General features: G+C 30.0%; 18 protein-coding genes and 1 pseudogene. 10 read left to right on the forward strand and 9 right to left on the reverse strand.

Annotated features, from left to right (window positions below):
- The 3 genes and pseudogenes from B4E59_RS08045 to B4E59_RS08055 form a co-directional block, all read left to right on the forward strand.
- A pseudogene (locus B4E59_RS08045) lies at positions 1-136 on the forward strand (IS982 family transposase); the annotation flags it as partial.
- A gap of 195 nt (positions 137-331) precedes the next feature.
- Positions 332-2014, forward strand: coding sequence for an RluA family pseudouridine synthase (locus tag B4E59_RS08050; protein WP_286496377.1), 1683 nt, complete (start codon positions 332-334; stop codon positions 2012-2014).
- A 21-nt stretch (positions 2015-2035) separates the two neighbouring features.
- Positions 2036-2386 (forward strand): hypothetical protein, encoded by a 351-nt coding sequence (locus tag B4E59_RS08055; RefSeq protein ID WP_219035247.1) that lies wholly within the window; start codon positions 2036-2038, stop codon positions 2384-2386.
- A 65-nt stretch (positions 2387-2451) separates the two neighbouring features.
- Here the strand turns inward: B4E59_RS08055 and rimO are convergent, their stop codons facing one another.
- From rimO to B4E59_RS08075, 4 genes are all read right to left on the reverse strand, one after another.
- The gene (gene rimO, locus B4E59_RS08060) at positions 2452-3756 is read right to left on the reverse strand and encodes a 30S ribosomal protein S12 methylthiotransferase RimO (protein WP_291049314.1); all 1305 of its coding nucleotides are present in this window, start codon (positions 3754-3756) and stop codon (positions 2452-2454) included.
- Positions 3757-4113: 357 nt separating this feature from the next.
- Positions 4114-5151, reverse strand: coding sequence for a glycosyltransferase family 2 protein (locus B4E59_RS08065; protein WP_291049312.1), 1038 nt, complete (start codon positions 5149-5151; stop codon positions 4114-4116).
- 6 nt (positions 5152-5157) lie between these two features.
- Positions 5158-5592, reverse strand: a complete 435-nt coding sequence (locus B4E59_RS08070) for a DUF2750 domain-containing protein (RefSeq protein ID WP_291049310.1) — start codon at positions 5590-5592, stop codon at positions 5158-5160.
- A 5-nt stretch (positions 5593-5597) separates the two neighbouring features.
- Positions 5598-6755, reverse strand: coding sequence for a THUMP domain-containing class I SAM-dependent RNA methyltransferase (locus tag B4E59_RS08075; RefSeq protein ID WP_038331505.1), 1158 nt, complete (start codon positions 6753-6755; stop codon positions 5598-5600).
- Positions 6756-6853: 98 nt separating this feature from the next.
- On the opposite strand from B4E59_RS08075, the gene B4E59_RS08080 reads away from it, so the two are divergent.
- The 6 genes from B4E59_RS08080 to B4E59_RS08105 all read left to right on the forward strand — a co-directional run bounded on the left by B4E59_RS08080 (position 6854) and on the right by B4E59_RS08105 (position 12403).
- Positions 6854-7327: a DUF4265 domain-containing protein gene (locus B4E59_RS08080; protein ID WP_038331503.1), complete on the forward strand. Its 474-nt coding sequence runs from the start codon at positions 6854-6856 to the stop codon at positions 7325-7327.
- A gap of 98 nt (positions 7328-7425) precedes the next feature.
- Complete coding sequence (locus tag B4E59_RS08085; protein ID WP_291052419.1) at positions 7426-9207, forward strand: aminopeptidase P family protein; 1782 nt, start codon at positions 7426-7428, stop codon at positions 9205-9207.
- A 165-nt stretch (positions 9208-9372) separates the two neighbouring features.
- Positions 9373-9750 (forward strand): Fur family transcriptional regulator, encoded by a 378-nt coding sequence (locus B4E59_RS08090; RefSeq protein ID WP_221855881.1) that lies wholly within the window; start codon positions 9373-9375, stop codon positions 9748-9750.
- A complete protein-coding gene (locus tag B4E59_RS08095; RefSeq protein ID WP_312067342.1) occupies positions 9741-10487 on the forward strand; it encodes a class I SAM-dependent methyltransferase in 747 nt (248 codons plus the stop codon). The genes B4E59_RS08090 and B4E59_RS08095 overlap by 10 nt, the downstream gene beginning before the upstream one ends.
- A complete protein-coding gene (locus B4E59_RS08100) occupies positions 10484-11191 on the forward strand; it encodes a ZIP family metal transporter (protein ID WP_221855878.1) in 708 nt (235 codons plus the stop codon). The genes B4E59_RS08095 and B4E59_RS08100 overlap by 4 nt, the downstream gene beginning before the upstream one ends.
- A 75-nt stretch (positions 11192-11266) precedes the next feature.
- Positions 11267-12403, forward strand: a complete 1137-nt coding sequence (locus B4E59_RS08105; protein WP_291049304.1) for a DUF6438 domain-containing protein — start codon at positions 11267-11269, stop codon at positions 12401-12403.
- Between the two features lie 31 nt (positions 12404-12434).
- Here the strand turns inward: B4E59_RS08105 and B4E59_RS08110 are convergent, their stop codons facing one another.
- Positions 12435-13028 (reverse strand): hypothetical protein, encoded by a 594-nt coding sequence (locus B4E59_RS08110; RefSeq protein ID WP_038331490.1) that lies wholly within the window; start codon positions 13026-13028, stop codon positions 12435-12437.
- A 114-nt stretch (positions 13029-13142) separates the two neighbouring features.
- Positions 13143-13841, reverse strand: coding sequence for a pseudouridine synthase (locus B4E59_RS08115; RefSeq protein ID WP_038331486.1), 699 nt, complete (start codon positions 13839-13841; stop codon positions 13143-13145).
- A 71-nt stretch (positions 13842-13912) separates the two neighbouring features.
- Between B4E59_RS08115 and B4E59_RS08120 the strand changes: the two genes are divergently transcribed.
- Entirely contained in the window at positions 13913-14656 is a 744-nt protein-coding gene (locus B4E59_RS08120) for a Rossmann-fold NAD(P)-binding domain-containing protein (protein ID WP_286496295.1), read from the forward strand.
- 196 nt (positions 14657-14852) lie between these two features.
- On the opposite strand, the gene lpdA is transcribed toward B4E59_RS08120, so the two are convergent.
- The 3 genes from lpdA to B4E59_RS08135 all read right to left on the reverse strand — a co-directional run bounded on the left by lpdA (position 14853) and on the right by B4E59_RS08135 (position 17389).
- The gene (gene lpdA, locus B4E59_RS08125; protein WP_115000751.1) at positions 14853-16253 is read right to left on the reverse strand and encodes a dihydrolipoyl dehydrogenase; all 1401 of its coding nucleotides are present in this window, start codon (positions 16251-16253) and stop codon (positions 14853-14855) included.
- Between the two features lie 118 nt (positions 16254-16371).
- Positions 16372-17079, reverse strand: a complete 708-nt coding sequence (locus tag B4E59_RS08130) for a S41 family peptidase (RefSeq protein WP_291049298.1) — start codon at positions 17077-17079, stop codon at positions 16372-16374.
- Positions 17069-17389: a hypothetical protein gene (locus B4E59_RS08135; protein ID WP_125349335.1), complete on the reverse strand. Its 321-nt coding sequence runs from the start codon at positions 17387-17389 to the stop codon at positions 17069-17071. The genes B4E59_RS08130 and B4E59_RS08135 overlap by 11 nt, the downstream gene beginning before the upstream one ends.
- Positions 17390-17426 lie beyond the last annotated feature (37 nt).

The raw sequence follows: 17426 nt of genomic DNA on the forward strand, positions 1-17426 counted from the left end.
ACGAAATTATGCAAAGACTTTTGAAGGATTTAAAACCAGAATTCTAGCTAAAATTACTGCACTTACTGTGGTTCAGTACATTAATAAAACATACTTTAATCGAAATATTAATAATCTAAAAACTCAAATTATTTAATATGCACAACGGGTTAACTATAATAAATTATTTTACACTAAAAGTCCAGAGAGTAAAAATCGTTATGAATTTCAAAATGAATATAAAATATCTAAAAAATTGAAAGATAATTGGTATTTATTGGAACGAATTGAGTAATACAATTTCAAAATTTATTGCTTAAACTGTATCTTTGCATCGATTTTAAAGAAGCAAATGTCCAATTATTTTCAATATTTTAAACATCCAATTACTACGTACGAACTTCCCAAAAAGTTTGATTATCCATTTTATTATGAACCTACTGAAATTGCGAAGCAAGCATGTAGAGAGCTACAAGAATACTTGGAAAATCAAACCGATTTTGAACATAATTTTGGTTTAGAAAATGACCAATCTTCCACTCCAATTGGTAAAATGTTTGGTGTTTTAGTTGTTCGAAATCAAAAGAATGAAGTAGGATATTTAGCGGCAGTTTCAGGTAAATTGGCTAATACTAATCAACACAAATTTTTTGTTCCACCTATTTTTGATATGTTGAATAAAAATGGTTTTTTCTTAGAACAAGAAGAACGTTTGAATGAAATCAATCGTATTTTAGAATCATTAGAAAATGATCAAAACTATCTACAACTTAAAGAAGATTTTATTCAATTTGAAATCAATTCTAAGTTAAAAATTGAAGAAGGAAAACAACTTTTAAAATCAAATAAAAAAGACCGAAAATATCAACGAGAAACAATTTCTCCAACTTTATCTCAAGATGAAATTCAATTTTTTGAAGAAGATTTAGTCAAACAAAGTTTACGTGATAAATATGAATTTAGAATTCTAAATGAAAAACTTGATTCTGAAAAACAGATTTTATTAAGCAAAATAAATGTTTTTAAGAATGAAATCAATTCATTAAAAGAAGAACGAAAAATAAAATCTAATTTACTTCAAAATCAATTGTTTAATCAATATCAATTCTTGAATAAGTTTAAGCAAGAAAAAGGATTATTAGAAATTTTTTCAACAACTGTATTTCAACAACCTCCTGCTGCTGCTGGTGAATGTGCTGCACCCAAATTATTGCAATATGCGTTTCAAAATGATTTAGAACCAATTTGTATGGCTGAGTTTTGGTGGGGAGATTCGCCAAAATCTGAGGTTAGAAAACATGGTCAATTTTATCCAGCTTGTACAGGAAAATGTGAGCCTATTTTAGGACATATGTTGCAAGGAATTGAACTGAATGAAAACTTATTGTTGAAGCAAAATTCAACTGTTGAAGAGTTAGAAATTTTATATCAAGATAATGATTTGGTTGTCATCAATAAACCAGAAGAGTTTCTTTCTGTTCCTGGAATTGAGATTAAAGATTCGGTTTATCTTAGAATTAAACATCAATTTCCATTGGCAACAGGTCCAATTATTGTTCATCGTTTGGATATGTCAACTTCTGGAATTCTTGTTTTGGCGTTAAATAAAGAAAGTCATAAACTTCTTCAACAACAATTCATTAAACGTAAAGTTCAGAAACGCTACATTGCACTTTTAGATGGAAATATTGAGCGCGATAATGGTTTTATAGATTTACCTTTACGTGTGGATTTGGACGATAGACCGAGACAAATGGTTTGTTATGAACATGGAAAAACGGCGCAGACAAAGTATGAAGTCATTGCAAGAAAAGACAATAAAACGCTTGTCTATTTTTATCCAATTACCGGTCGTACACATCAGTTGCGCATGCATGCTTCGCATCGTTTGGGACTAAATGCACCAATTATTGGTGATGATTTATATGGTACGAAAACAAATCGTTTGCATTTACATGCCGAATCCTTAGAATTTACGCATCCGAAGACGAAAGAATTGATGAAATTTCAAGTAGATCCAAATTTTAATCTCTAATTTTGCGAAAGAATACAAAGAATGGAAAATAAAGATTTGACAATACGAGAAGTAATTTATCGCGATATGGATACGTTGATTATGGCAAAATTGAAAAACGGATCTAATATTTCGATAGATGATTTGATCGATATTTCTTCTTATTTAGCTGCAAGTTTGTTCCGTGAACGTTGGAAACAAAAAGGTGAGTTGAGCGAAGAAGAAGTGAATATCGTTTTAGGAAATTTAGGTGATTTTTGCAATGAACATTTTGGTGAATATTTTACGCAACAAGATTTTGATAAAATTGTAAAAATCTCCCAATTATTGTTACAAAAACCTACGTTTGATAACGATTCGAAAGAATTTTTTGATGAAATATTGAAAAAATAAAGAAAAAAATTAAGCATAAAAAAACCACTTTATTTGAAGTGGTTTTTTATTATATCTAAAATTGATTAATCAATTACTTTTCCAATTAAATCGAATTCGTAAGCTTCGATAATCTCTACATTTACAAAATCACCAACTGGTAAATAGGTATCAATTGCAGAAATCAAAACTTCATTATCAACATCTGGCGAATCATATTCTGTACGACCAATAAAATTCTCACCTTCTTTGCGATCAATCATTACTCTAAATTGTTTTCCAATTTTTTCTTGATTCAAATCGTACGAAATCTGAGATTGAATTTCCATAATCTCTTCAACACGTTGTTGTTTTACTTCTTCTGGAACATCATCTTCCAAATTATAAGCATGTGTATTTTCTTCGTGTGAATAAGTAAAACATCCCAGACGATCAAATTTTTGCTCTTGTACCCACGCTTTCATTTCTTGGAAATCTTCTTCGGTTTCACCTGGATAACCACAAATTAACGTTGTACGAATCGCCATATCAGGAACTTTTGTACGCATTGCATCTAACAAAGCATTTGTTTTTTCGTGTGTTGTACCACGACGCATTGATTTTAATAATTTTGTCGAAATATGTTGTAACGGAATATCGATATAATTACAAACTTTAGGTTCTTCGCGAATTACATCCAAAACATCTTCTGGGAAACCAGCTGGAAATGCGTAATGCAAACGAATCCATTCGATTCCTTCAATTTTCACTAACTCTCTTAATAAAGTCGCTAATTCACGTTTTTTATAAATATCTAATCCATAATACGTTAAATCTTGCGCAATCAAAATTAATTCTTTCGTTCCATTTTTTGCCAATTTAGTAGCTTCTGTAACTAAATCTTCGATTGGACGAGAAACATTTCCTCCACGCATCAAAGGAATTGCACAGAAAGAACAAGGACGATCACAACCTTCTGCAATTTTAAGATAAGCATAATGACGAGGAGTTGTTGTTAAACGTTCTCCAACTAATTCGTGCTTATAATCTGCTCCTAAAGCTTTTAACAATAATGGTAACTCGCGCGTACCAAAATATTGATCAACATTTGGAATTTGTTCAATTAAATCTGGTTTGTATCGCTCTGACAAACATCCTGTCACGAAAACTTTTTCTACCAAACCATCTACCTTACGTTGCACATAATCTAAAATTGTATCAACACTTTCTTCCTTTGCATTATCAATGAAACCACAAGTATTAATCACTACAATTTCCCCAGATTGTTCATGTACAACCTCTTTCCCATTGGCTTTCAGCTGTCCCATTAACACCTCAGAATCGTATACATTTTTAGAACATCCTAACGTAATTACATTAATTTTCTTTTTTCCAGTCGATTTTGTACGCATTACTCTAATTTAAGTCTGCAAAATTACGAAATATTTGAGAGAACTAATCGAAAAGATTGAATGGAACTAGTATAAATAGCTAAAATAAAATTTTTTAAACCTAAATGGATTTAAATAGAATAGATTTCTATACAACTAACTATTTAAGAAGATTAATCAATTATTATGATATTCTATTGAAAACTCATTCAGTAAACCTATTTTAACTAATTGATTAACAAAATACAATAGAGTATTTATGATTTAATCTCAACAATAAATGTTAAATTTGAGTTTATTAGTATTTTAAGTTAGATTTCAAAGCAATGCTTTGAAATTAAGAAGGTCAAGATTTCTCTTGACCTTTATTTTTTATATTTAATCGATATGATAATGACTCGGAAAAACTTTTTTAGGATTCTGTTTGAGAATATTCAACCTGAATTGACTTTCTAAAAATCCATAACCATAATTGAAAAATTGAATTAAAGTTGTTTGAATCGACAATAAACCAACTACCGCTGATTTAAAACGAATAGTTGAGAAAATAAAAATCAAAAACATGTAAATTAACCACAAAACAAATGGAATTTGAAGAATAAATCGATGTTTTGGAAGAATAAAACTCAACAATAAAAATAAAAATGCAACTAAAGTTCCGACAAAAAATAAGCTTGGAAACCAAAAAGTTGGTTTGATATAATTTGGATGTCGTTGATTAAGAATTGGGCGTGCAACTCCAAATTGATACACTTGTTTCGCAAATTTCTTTAACGAAGTTCTACGTTTATGTATCACTTTCGAATCTTGAAATAATCGCGTTTCAAAACCATTTTCCCACAAACGCAGCGATAAATCTGGATCTTCTCCAACACGCAAATCAGCAAATCCACCCGTTTTTTCGTACGCTTTTCGTGAAATTCCCATATTAAAACTACGTGGCTGAAATTTACCAATTTGCTTTTTTCCTCCACGTATTCCTCCTGTTGTTAAGAAAGAAGTCATCGAAAAAGTAATTGCTTTTTGCAAATCTGTAAACGAGTCATCTGCATCATCTGGTCCGCCAAAAGCATCAACAAAATTAGTTGTCAATTCTTTTTTAACCGATTCAATATAAGTTGCAGGAATAATCGTATCAGAATCTAAGAAAATGAAATAATTTCCATTCGCTTTCTCCATTCCATAATTTCTCGATTTTCCTGGACCTGAATTTGTTTTGTAATAATAATGAAGATCTAATTGAATTTCAAATTTAGCACAAACAGCATCCAATTTATTTTTAGAACCATCGTCTACAATAATAATTTCGAATGACTTATCCGTTTGTTTCGTTAAACTTGACAATAATTCTGTCAATTCATCTTGACGTTCGTAAACGGCAATAATTATCGAAAGTTGTAAATCTTCTTTTTCCAAAATATATTATTGATTGAATGATTCTTTCAATTCTAAAGTTACTTTCTGAATTTCATCTAAATTCTTAAAATGCTTCAATTTGAAAGTTGATTTTGATTGATTCAATTCATGAACAATTGCCAAAATAGTATCCAATGGACTTTGCTCCTCTCCTTTCGAAGTTTCGTCAAAATTAATTCCAACCAAAGAAACTTCTTCAATCATTCCGAACAACCATTCTTCTAAAAAAGTATTCAAATCTATCGAATCAATTTTATGATTTGCCCATTGATTTTGTTTCGCTTTTTCAGCTAAATCTGTATTCGACCAAAAACAAATAACCTCTAAATTAGAGCCATCTTCATACTCAAATTCCTCTGAATACGAAACAGCAAAACCTTCTTCCGAAGTTAAAAGATATACTTTTTGATCTTGACAAATTTCTTTTATAAATTGACTCACTTCTCTTAATTTTGATTTTTAGCTTTTTTACTTCCTTCGTACATTTCGTATTGTAAAAAGTCGCATTCTAACTTACCATTGAACACTTTTACTTTCTTCGAAGGACGTAAACCGACATATTTTTTGGCTTGTAAATCTGATGTGATAAACCACGCCAATGTATTTGGATAACTCGATTTTAACGTGTCACCAATTTGTTTGTAAAATTCTTGGTTATTATTTTCGATACGCTCATCATAAGGCGGATTGAACACCAATAAAACTGGGAACAATTCCTTTTTAGATGTAAAGAAATCTTGATTTCTAACTTCAATAAAATCCTCTAAATCAGCAGATTTTATATTCATCTGCGCAATTTTTACCATCATTGGAGAAATTTCGTATCCAACAATTTTATATTCAGATTCTTTGATTCGATTTAAGCGCGTATTACGAATTTGTGTAAACAATGTTTCATCATAATCTGGCCAATTCTGAAAAGCAAAATGCTTACGATGAATTTGTGGCGGAATATTATTCGCAATCATCGCCGCTTCAATCAACATTGTTCCCGAACCACACATTGGATCAAGGTAATTTCCTTTTCCATCATAACCCGCTTGCAACAACAAACCTGCTGCTAAAACCTCGTTAATTGGAGCTGGACCAGTTTCTTCACGATAACCACGTTTGTGCAACGATTCTCCAGAAGAATCTAACGACAACGTAATTTTATCGTGCGAAATATGTAAGTTAAAACGTACATCTGGAAAATCTTTATCAATGCTTGGACGACGACCATTTTTTTCTTTGAATCGATCTACAATAGCATCTTTCACTTTTAAAGCAGCATAATGCGAATGCGTAAAATAATCTGAATGAACAGTTGGATCAATCATAAAAGTTTGATCGACATTTAGATAATTTTCCCAATGGAATTTTTTGAATTTCTCATACAATTGATGATCATTTTTCGCAGAAAACGAAAGAATTGGCTTCTGTATACGAAGTGCAGTACGCAAGCTGTAATTTGCTTTGTACATGAAACCTAAATCGCCATTAAATTCAACCATTCGGTTTTGGATTTTAACATCTGCCGCACCCAACGCTTTTAATTCTTGCGCTAATATTTCTTCGAAACCAAAAAAGGTTTTCGCAATCATTCTGAAATTTTCCAAGGAAATAAAATTTTTACAAAAGTACGGGAAATAAAGGAAATTGAGAAAGGAATAATTGTTTTTCGATATTCTAAACTAATTTATATCTTAACAAAAAATATTTCATGGATCAAGAAACTAAATATGAAAAAATATTGGTTCGATATTATAGTAAGGTTTTAGAAGAAGAAATAGTTGAAACACTTTGGACAGAAACCATAGACAAAGAAAAAGGATTATATAAAATTGAAAATATTCCGTTCTATGGTCCATGTTTTTCAAGTGACGATATAGTATTTGCTGAATATGATAACGATGAAGAATGTTTGACTTTTAGAAAAGTAATTGAATTTTCTGGAAATTCGACAGTTCAAGTTATAATAATGAATGATGAAATTAATAGAGATGATATTAGAAATATTTTCAAGAATTTGAATTGTGAAAGTGAAGCGCTGAATGAAAAATACTTTGTTCTAGAAATTCCTTTAAAAATAAATTATAAATCTGTTTTTGATAAATTAATCGAATTACAAGAAAATGAATTTATTGCTTTTGCAGAACCTGTTTTATCAGAAAAACATCGTGATGAAACCAGATAATAATCTTAATAATATTTCTTAATTTCTATATTTTCCTTCATCGACATTCTTCGTACCTTTCGGCTATTAAAGTTTAATTTTTTAGAATTCGATATAAAATGGAAAAAATCACAGATCGTCTTTCAGCTTTGAGAGAGGTTATGAAACAAAATGGAGTTAGCGCAACAATTATTCCTGGAACAGATCCGCACGGAAGCGAATATTTACCAAATCGTTGGAAAGAGCGTACATGGATTTCAGGTTTCAATGGATCGGCTGGAACTGCAGTTGTAACATTAGAAAAAGCGGCTGTTTGGACGGATTCGAGATATTTTATTCAGGCAGAAGATCAATTAAAAGACACGACTTTTGAGTTGATGAAAATGAGAATGCCAGAAACTCCTTCTATCAACGAATGGATTATTTCTCAATTAAAAGAAGGAGAAGTTGTTGGTCTTAATCCGCAAATGTTTGCGCACAATGCTTTTGCAGAAAATTATAACGAGTTTTCATTCAATCAACTTTCAGTTAAAAATATTGATTTAATTGATTTAGCTTGGCAAGATCGTCCTGCTTTACCAGAGAATCCATTCTATATTTATGATGTAAAATTTGCTGGAAAATCTGCTTCAGAAAAAATTTCGGAAGTGCGCAATGAGATGAAAAAAGCAAATACCAATGTATATATCATGAATTCGTTGGATGAAATTGCGTGGTTATTTAATATTCGTGGAAATGATGTTAACTATAATCCATTGACAATTTCATATGCCGCTGTGGATACAGAAAATGCGTATTTATTTATAGATGAAGCAAAAGTAACTCCAGAAACAAAAACTGCTTTAGCAAATGAAGGAATTACAATTCAACCTTATTTAGCGGTTTACGATTATTTAAAGAAACAAAACGAAAAATCGCATGTATTGGTAGATGGAAATCGAGTTAATCAATCGTTATACAAAGCAATTTCTACTTCTTCAACTATTAATTTAATTGCTTCTCCAGTAACAAATCTAAAATCTGTTAAAAACGAAATCGAACAAGAAGGCTTCAGAAATGCAATGGTAAAAGATGGTGTTGCATTGACGAAATTTTTCATGTGGTTAGAAGAAAATATCGAAAATAACATTAATGAAGTTACAGTTGATGAGCAATTGAAATTTTTCCGTTTACAACAGGAAAATTGTAAAGGTGTAAGTTTCGGAACAATCTGTGGATACGCTGATCACGGTGCAATGAACCACTACTCTGCTTCACCTGAAACTGCTTATACATTAGGACGAAAAGAAATGTTGCTAATTGATTCTGGAGCTCAGTTTTTGGAAGGAACAACAGACATTACGCGTACATTGATGTTAGGAGAACCAACGACACAACAAAAAACAGATTATACCTTAGTTCTTAAAGGAAATATTGGTTTATCGCAAGCTATTTTTCCTATTAATTCTCGTGGTTCTTTGTTAGATGTTTTGTCGCGTAAAGCGCTTTGGGAAAACGGTTTCAATTACGGACACGGAACTGGACACGGTGTTGGTCATTTCTTATGTGTGCACGAAGGGCCGCAAAGTATTCGTTTAGAAGAAAATTTAACGCCACTTAAAGCTGGAATGGTACTTTCTAACGAGCCAGGTTTGTATCGCGATGGTGAATACGGAATTAGAATAGAGAATTTAATGATTGTTCAACCAGCGATGTCAACTCAATTTGGTGATTTCTTGAAGTTTGAGATTATTACAGTTTTCCCAATTGAGAAAAATTTGATTGATGTTAATTTAATGACAAACGAAGAAATTGCATGGTTGAATAATTATCATCAATTTGTTTTCGAGAAAATTTCTCCATTCTTAGATGAGAAAGAAACAACTTGGTTAAAAGAAAAATGTGAGGCTATTTCTAAGTAAATTTAATTTCAACAAAAAGTCATTCTAAATTCGTTTCAGAATCAGACATAAAAAAATAAGAAACTGAAAATAAATTCAGCTAGACAAAAAAATCCTATTCGAAAGTGAATAGGATTTTTTATTTCCCATAAAATTTGTATTATTGCAACATATTTGCATTAAGAAATGAAAAGACGAAATACACCAACCAAACAAGCGGTTATTGATTTGTTCAATTCGTGTACGACTGCATTAAATCAGGAACAAATTGAAACACAATTGCAAGGAAAAATGGACAGAGCAACGATTTATCGTATTCTGAATAATTTTTGCGAAGACGGAATGATGCATAAAGTTGTGGGAGATGACGGCGTAAATTATTTTGCGATGTGCAAAACCTGTTGTGAACATACACACCACCACCACGATCATTTTCATTTTCGTTGCACAACTTGTAATCAACTTATTTGTTTGAAAGAAGAAATAAAAATTAATTTACCCGAAGGATTTTCGATGCAAGATTGCAATTGCGTCATCACAGGAACTTGCTCAAATTGCCAATAATAACAACAATGGATTTACAATGGTTTGTAAAATGGTTTAACTCGCCATATTATCATATTTTATACAAGAACAGAAGCTTAACAGAAGCGGAAGATTTTATTCAAAAAATCACGAAATATTTACAACTTCCACAGTACGCAAAAGTGTTAGATTTAGCTTGTGGAAAGGGACGACATGCTATTACATTAAATAAATTAGGTTTTGATGTTTTGGGAATCGATTTATCTGAAGAAAGTATCAAGTACGCTAAACAATTTGAAAATGAATATTTAAAATTTGAAAAACATGATATGCGCGAAGTTTATCATCCAAACGAATTTGACGCGGTTTTCAATCTTTTTACAAGTTTTGGTTATTTTGAAAATTATGAAGATAATTTTAAAGTTTTTGAAACTGTAAAACAACAAATAAAATCACATGGAATCTTTGTTTTAGATTATCTGAATGCAGAAAAAGTAGTTTCGACAATGATTCCTTATGAGGAAAAGCTGATTGATGGAATTTTATTCAAAATCACAAAATCTGTCGAAAATGGTTTTATCAAAAAAGAAATTGATTTCACAGATAAAGGCGAAATATTTCATTTTGAAGAGTTTGTTCGTTTAATTTATTTCAACGATTTCAAAAAAATATACGAAACGGAAGGTTTTATTTTAGATAAAGTATTTGGAAATTATAATCTTGATGCTTTTGATGAACAAACTTCTGACCGCTTAATTTTAGTTTTAAACAAATGAAAGAAAGTTTAATCTTAATTTCAAGTGTGTTAATAGGAGTTTTATTTTCTCGAATATTACTCAAAAATAAACACAACTCAAAACTGCTACTAACCTTTAGTGGTGCGTATTTTTTGGCGATGACCGTTTTAGAAATTTTGCCACAAGTCTATGGACATCCATCCGAAAATCATAGCCATCATTCTATTGGATTGTTTGTTTTATTAGGTGTTGTTGTACAATATATTTTAGAAACGATCAGTAAAGGCGTTGAACACGGACATATTCATTTACACAAAAAAGAGCAATTTCCTTTCGGAATTTTTGGCGGATTATTTTTACACTCGATTATCGAAGGAATTCCTGTTGCAAATGCAGAATCTCACAATTTTATGTGGGCAATTTTTGTTCATAATATTCCAGTTTCAATGATTTTGTTTAGCGCATTATGTCAACATACAGAATCTAACGCAAAGCGTTTTTTGTTTATGACCTTGTTTGCTTTAGCTGCTCCAATGGGGTATTTCTTAGGAAAACATACCATTATTTCTAATTATTCTTTGGAAATGAGTGCAATTGTTTCGGGAATATTTTTACACATTTCTACAGTAATCTTATTTGAAAGTAATGAAGGACATAAATTTAATTTGAAGAAGTTTGGTTCTATTTTAGTCGGTTTTATTCTCGCTTATTTAACCGTTTCAATGCATGTACATTCTCATTAATATATAAAAGCAACTTATTAAAAGTTGCTTTTTTTATTTTTAATAATCACTATATTTATTTAAATAAAGTTTAAAATGAATAAATTAAGCCAATATATTCTACTATTAATAATTATCACAAGTTGTCACAATTCCTTTGATGGTAAAGCTAATAATGCTTTACAAGGAAATTGGATAAAAGAATATTATCCTGAAGAAACTATGATAGATGAAGATTTACCTCCTCCTGATTTTTTTTTCAAACCTAATGTTTTATACACTTTTCAAAATGATACATTGTTTGACGCTAATCAATTTCACAATTATAATAAAAAAACAAAAAAAAATAATTATTTAGGTTATAAGACAAAATTCATTATTAAAGATTCCATTATTTATTGGTACAATACACTAACAAAACAAGATATCGAGTATGGTGAAATAAAGAAATTTACAAATGATACTATTTACTTCGAAAACTTTATGCTTGTTAAAGAAAAAGCACAACAAGTTTATCAAAACAAATTTGATGCAATAATCGTTACAAGTAGTGGTTGTTATGGAACTTGTCCTATTTATAATTATCGAATAGAGGCTGATGGGACTTTTATATATGATGGTGAAAAATTTACAAATATAGAAGGTCTTTACAAAGGCAAAATTAATAAGGAATATTTTAATTACTTTAAAAAAATATTAAATCAGATTGATATTAAGAATTTACCAAATAAATATGAAAGGCTTGCAACAGATGGTAATTACGAAGAATTAGTCTTTGTAAAAGACGAAAAAGTAATCAAGAAAATTTCATTCTATTTAAATGATGGACCACCGAAAGTTAAACAATTATTAGATATTTTACGATTGATGGATTATTATTTGGAAGATAAAAAACCGTATCAATCTCAAAATTATTTTTCAATTCAAAACCCTCTTTATTTTTATAAAACAGAAAATGGAGAAGATTTTAGTAATTATCAGATGTTCTATTTATGGACAGAATTGATGAAACATCAAACAAATCCATTTAAATTTACATCTAAAACTATAAAAATAAACAATTTTAGACCTAATTATTATTGGAATTCTGAGCACAAATATTTTAACCCAAAAAGTTTAGAATCATTGGAAACGGATCATCAACGCTTTCAAATAAAGTTTAAAAATGAACCAATACAATATTATGATTTGGGTTATAATTTTTTAGAGAATAATAACTATTATACAAATTAAAAAAAAGTTCAAAATTTGAACTTTTTTTTAATTATAACATTTTTCGATGATCTAAAACAAGAATTTCTCCATTCGAAACAAATTTCCATTTTTGATCTTTTTTACATTCATTTTTTGGTGTCGAAGATTTAATATTAAATTCGACTTCTTTGTTTTTCATCAAAATTGAAGTATGATAATCGCATTCACCAATTTTTACATTTGTCGATACATTATCATTTGCCAATAAATCCGTTTCTGGAATAGATTTTATTGCTTCATTAATAATATTCAAATCTAATTCATTGTAAATCAAATCAAAATTATCTGTAACTAAATTTGTCGATAATCGAAATGAATTTGCCTCAACATCAGTACGAATCGCTGTATTTTTAGTATTCAAATCTAATTCTTCGATACGTTTTGGACAATCCAAATAATCTGGAATTTTCTGAGCTTGCTTACTTTGTAAATCTTTCTGAAAAGCTGTAAGTTCAGAAAATAATTGTTTTTTTTCGGGTGAAGCTTCTTTAAATTCTGTTGTTTCTGTTAATTCTTGTTGAGTGAGCTTTTTAATTTCAGGTTTATTTTCTGAACAATTAAATAAAAGAAATAAAGTAAAAAATGAGTAAAAATAATGTTTCATAAGCAAGAATATTTGGTTCTACTAATTTATGAAACATTATTCTCAATTTCAATTATTTAACGTTCTGAATTATAAATTTAATATAAATGATAAATTGAGAAATATTAATTAAGATTATTTATATTTTTCTAAATCTAACCCAAGAATATCTCCAACTTTAGAAAATTCTTCATTTACCTTTGCATTCAAAACAAGTTGTTCATTTGTAATTGGATGATTAAACACTAGTTCATGCGCGTGAAGCATCATTCCTTTCAATCCAAAATTCTCTAACCACAATTTATTTTGCTTGTTACATCCATGCGGACGACTTCCCAAAATTGGATGAAAAATATGACGAAAATGCTTACGCAACTGATGCATACGACCAGTTTCGGGAATTGCTTCTACCAAACAATAACGTGAAGTCGGATGATTGTTATATTCTAAATCAATTTCTGCCGTTTGTAAACGATGAAAATAGGTAATTGCATTTTGCTTTACACCATCATCATTCGTCAAATCATAGTCTATCGTCATTTCTTCTGGCGACCAACCACGCAAAATAGCCAAGTATTTTTTCTCAACTTCGCGTGTTGCAAAACGATCATTCATAATTTTTAAACTTTCTTTATCTAAAGCAAAAAGCAAAACTCCTGACGTTTTACGATCCAAACGATGAATGGGATAAACATGTTGTCCACCAATTTGATTGCGTAATTCCTGAACCGCAAAAACAGACGCATCACGCGCATAAAAAGATTTATGAACCAACAATCCACTTGGTTTGTTAATGGCAATAATATATTCGTCTTGATAAAGAATTTCTAACATTTGGCAAAAATAGAAAGTTATTTTCGGTTAGAAAATAGAACAGTATTATATTTATTGCTTAATAAAATTGAATGAAAAAAGGATTGATTATTGGAAAAGGTTGGTTGGGATCAAGATTAGAAAAGTATTTAGAAAAGCAATTTTTGATTGAAACTACGAAACGAATTTCGGATGCAGAAAATTGTTTTTCAATCGATTTTGATCATTACAAATCTGAAAAAATTAAACACAATTATGATTTTGTTATTGTGACAATTCCATTTGGAAGAAGAAATAATTTAGACGATTTACAGAAAAGATTTCAGCATTTAATTGACTTTTTAGGAGATTATAATAATCAACTTATTCTGCTTAGTTCAACAGCAATTTATTCTGAAAATAATGAAATTATTTTTGAAAATCCAATTGAAACTATTCATTTAAATAATCCTTATTATTCAATTGAAAATCAATTAAAAGAAAAATATAATCAATTAATCATTTTACGTTTAGGCGGACTAATGGGAAACGATAGATTTCTTTCTAAATATTTAACTTTAGAACATTCTAATCTATCTCAAATGGTCAATCATATACATTATCTAGATGTTTGTCAAGTGATCGAAAAAATAATTCATATAAATAAAAATTCATCAATTTATAATATCGTTTCACCAGAACATCCTACTAAAGAAGAAGTGTTAGAATATCAATTAAATAAGAAAATTATTTCCTCTATAAGTCGTGAAGGAAAAATAATTTCAAGTCAAAAAATACAAGATGAATTTAATTATGAATTTCTTTACCCAAACCCAGTTTACTTTAAGGAAAATTAATTTCTTCTCTTTCGTTCTTTCGATTTAAATACAAAATAAAATGTTATCACTGATATAACAGTAATTAATATTGTGTCCCAATTTTCTTTGAATAAAGTCGTGATATTTTCCATTCTTGATGTTTATAAAGTTTAAAATTATAAAAAAAGCTGCTCTTACGAACAGCTTTTTAGGAATTTATCTTAAATCTATTTGATTAAGCGTGAATTGGACGATTGTCTGTAGCAGCTAAAGCAGCTTCTTTGATCGCTTCTGAGAATGTTGGGTGAGCATGAGACATTCTTGTTAAATCTTCTGCAGATGCACGGAATTCCATTGCTACAACTCCTTCTGCAATTAAATCAGCAGCACGAGCACCAATAATATGCATTCCTAAGATTTCGTCTGTGTTTTTATCAGCTAAAATTTTAGCAAAACCGTCTGTATCCATAGATGCACGAGCACGTCCTAAAGCTTTGAAAGGGAAAGAACCAACTTTGTACTCTACTCCTTCTTCTTTTAATTGCTCTTCTGTTTTACCAACTCCTGCAACTTCTGGCCAAGTATAAACAACACCAGGAATTAAGTTATAGTTGATATGAGGTTTTTGACCTGCTAATTGCTCAGCAACTAAAACACCTTCTTCTTCTGCTTTATGTGCTAACATTGCACCAGCAACAACGTCACCAATCGCATAAATGTTAGAAACATTAGTTTGTAAGTGATCGTTTGTTTTGATACGACCTCTTTCGTCAACCTCTACTCCTACGTTTTCTAAACCTAAAGATCCTGTGAAAGCACGACGACCAACAGCTACTAAAGCGTAATCTCCGTTAATTTCGATTTCTTCTCCTTTTTTAGAAGTTGCTTTTAATGTAACATCATTTCCGTTATTTACAACAGAAGTTACACCAGTTGAAGTGTGGAATTTCATTCCTTGTTTTTTCAATACTTTTGTCAACTCTTTAGACAAAGCACCATCCATTCCTGGAATAACACGGTCTGCATATTCTACAACAGTTACTTGAGAACCCAAACGTAAGTAAACAGATCCTAACTCTAATCCGATAACACCACCACCGATAACGATTAAGTGTTTTGGAACTTCAGATAAAGCTAATGCTTCTGTAGAAGTGATGATACGAGTTTTATCTGTTGGTGCAAATGGTAATTCAGATGAAACTGATCCAGTTGCAATAATTGTATTTTTAGCTTCAATTTCTTGAGTAGAACCGTCTTTAGCTGTAACTACAATATGAGTTGCATCTTTAAAAGCACCAGTACCTTCTAACACATCAATGTTATTTTTACTCATCAAGTATTTGATACCAGCTACGTTAGTATCTACAACACCTGCTTTTCGAGCAATCATTTGAGTGAAGTTTACTTTTGGAGCATCGATTTCGATTCCGTGCTCTTTAAAGTGATTTACAGCATCGTAATAGTGGTGAGAAGAATCTAATAAAGCTTTTGATGGAATACATCCTACATTAAGACATGTACCTCCTAAACTTTCTTTCTCGATAATTGCTGTTTTAAATCCTAATTGCGCTGCGCGAATAGCTGCAACATATCCTCCAGGTCCAGCACCAATTACGGCTACATCATAAGAACTCATATAGTTTTATTTTGATTTATTATTATAATTAATTTAAACTCTACAAATATAACCAATATCGAATAGATTTTCGTTATAAAATTGTAATGAATTTTGTTAGGAAATTGGGAAAAATAAGCTATTCTTTAATATCTGATTTGATAAAGTTTAAAATTTCATCTTCTGTGCACAATTCATAATCTGGCTCAATTCCATATGGATAAATGTTCTTTTTAGCATCCATCATATATCCAGCTGTTAAATTAAGCATATCGCCATTAGACAATTTTGTATTCGTATTCATAGTAGCTGCTCCCATCGTTTTCTTACCTAGAACTTTCACATTCGAAAGTGATTTTAACGTAATTAATGTAGCTTCGCCCGCACTACTTGTCCTATGATTAATCAAAACATAAATTTTCCTTGGATGAATTGTATTTATTATCGGATAATTAATATATCCTTTTGATAAATTATTAACTCCATTAAAAAAATATCCATCTTTTTTTGACCAAGGAATATCATCATTATTAATTTTAGAATATCCTAATACATTATCTTCAAAAAATGGTAATAAAGATGTTATCATTACCCAATTAGAACCTCCCGTATTATCTCTCAAATCGATAATCCAATAATTAGAATTTGCTTGTTCAGAAATAATTTTCAGATTATTGAAAATATAGTCTTTATCACTTATTGTTTTATTGTACCCATGACGCTTAATCCTAATATACGCAACGTCAGGAATTTTAGTTAACTTATTATTATCTTCTACTTTTAACAAACAAGCGCTATCAACTTTTGCTTTCGGAAAACGACCTGTTAATAACACTTTATCTTTCAACTTTTGCTTTCGGAAAACGACCTGTTAATAACACTTTATCTTTCGTAAGATAATGTGTATGATTATTTCCTAATAAAGTAATTGCCTCTACAATCGCCGAATCTTTCGATATTTTAGTTTTCTCGATTACTTTTTTCTCCAAATTCTCCCAATCAATTTTATCTCTATCGATAAAGCCTTTTTTCATGACAGAAAATAATTCTTCATAATCAGATGGAATCTCTGAAACTGATGATTCACTAACGATCTTTTCTTTACAACCAAATGTAAAAAGGATCAAAAAAATAAAAGAAAATTTATTTATCCTCATTGTTCTCTAAATTCATATTATGAAATTTAAAGATAAA

Source organism: Empedobacter sp. UBA2044, from assembly GCF_002333005.1.
Lineage (GTDB): Bacteria > Bacteroidota > Bacteroidia > Flavobacteriales > Weeksellaceae > Empedobacter > Empedobacter falsenii_B.

What these genes read in the sequence shown, in the direction of transcription:
- B4E59_RS08100 (WP_221855878.1), top strand. Translation starts at nt 10,484, where the DNA reads ATGAAAGAAAGTTTAATCTTAATTTCAAGTGTGTTAATAGGAGTTTTA.
- B4E59_RS08115 (WP_038331486.1), bottom strand. Translation starts at nt 13,841, where the DNA reads ATGTTAGAAATTCTTTATCAAGACGAATATATTATTGCCATTAACAAA.
- B4E59_RS08055 (WP_219035247.1), top strand. Translation starts at nt 2,036, where the DNA reads ATGGAAAATAAAGATTTGACAATACGAGAAGTAATTTATCGCGATATG.
- B4E59_RS08135 (WP_125349335.1), bottom strand. Translation starts at nt 17,389, where the DNA reads ATGAGGATAAATAAATTTTCTTTTATTTTTTTGATCCTTTTTACATTT.
- lpdA (WP_115000751.1), bottom strand. Translation starts at nt 16,253, where the DNA reads ATGAGTTCTTATGATGTAGCCGTAATTGGTGCTGGACCTGGAGGATAT.
- B4E59_RS08105 (WP_291049304.1), top strand. Translation starts at nt 11,267, where the DNA reads ATGAATAAATTAAGCCAATATATTCTACTATTAATAATTATCACAAGT.
- rimO (WP_291049314.1), bottom strand. Translation starts at nt 3,756, where the DNA reads ATGCGTACAAAATCGACTGGAAAAAAGAAAATTAATGTAATTACGTTA.
- B4E59_RS08120 (WP_286496295.1), top strand. Translation starts at nt 13,913, where the DNA reads ATGAAAAAAGGATTGATTATTGGAAAAGGTTGGTTGGGATCAAGATTA.
- B4E59_RS08050 (WP_286496377.1), top strand. Translation starts at nt 332, where the DNA reads ATGTCCAATTATTTTCAATATTTTAAACATCCAATTACTACGTACGAA.
- B4E59_RS08085 (WP_291052419.1), top strand. Translation starts at nt 7,426, where the DNA reads ATGGAAAAAATCACAGATCGTCTTTCAGCTTTGAGAGAGGTTATGAAA.
- B4E59_RS08080 (WP_038331503.1), top strand. Translation starts at nt 6,854, where the DNA reads ATGGATCAAGAAACTAAATATGAAAAAATATTGGTTCGATATTATAGT.
- B4E59_RS08110 (WP_038331490.1), bottom strand. Translation starts at nt 13,028, where the DNA reads ATGAAACATTATTTTTACTCATTTTTTACTTTATTTCTTTTATTTAAT.
- B4E59_RS08090 (WP_221855881.1), top strand. Translation starts at nt 9,373, where the DNA reads ATGAAAAGACGAAATACACCAACCAAACAAGCGGTTATTGATTTGTTC.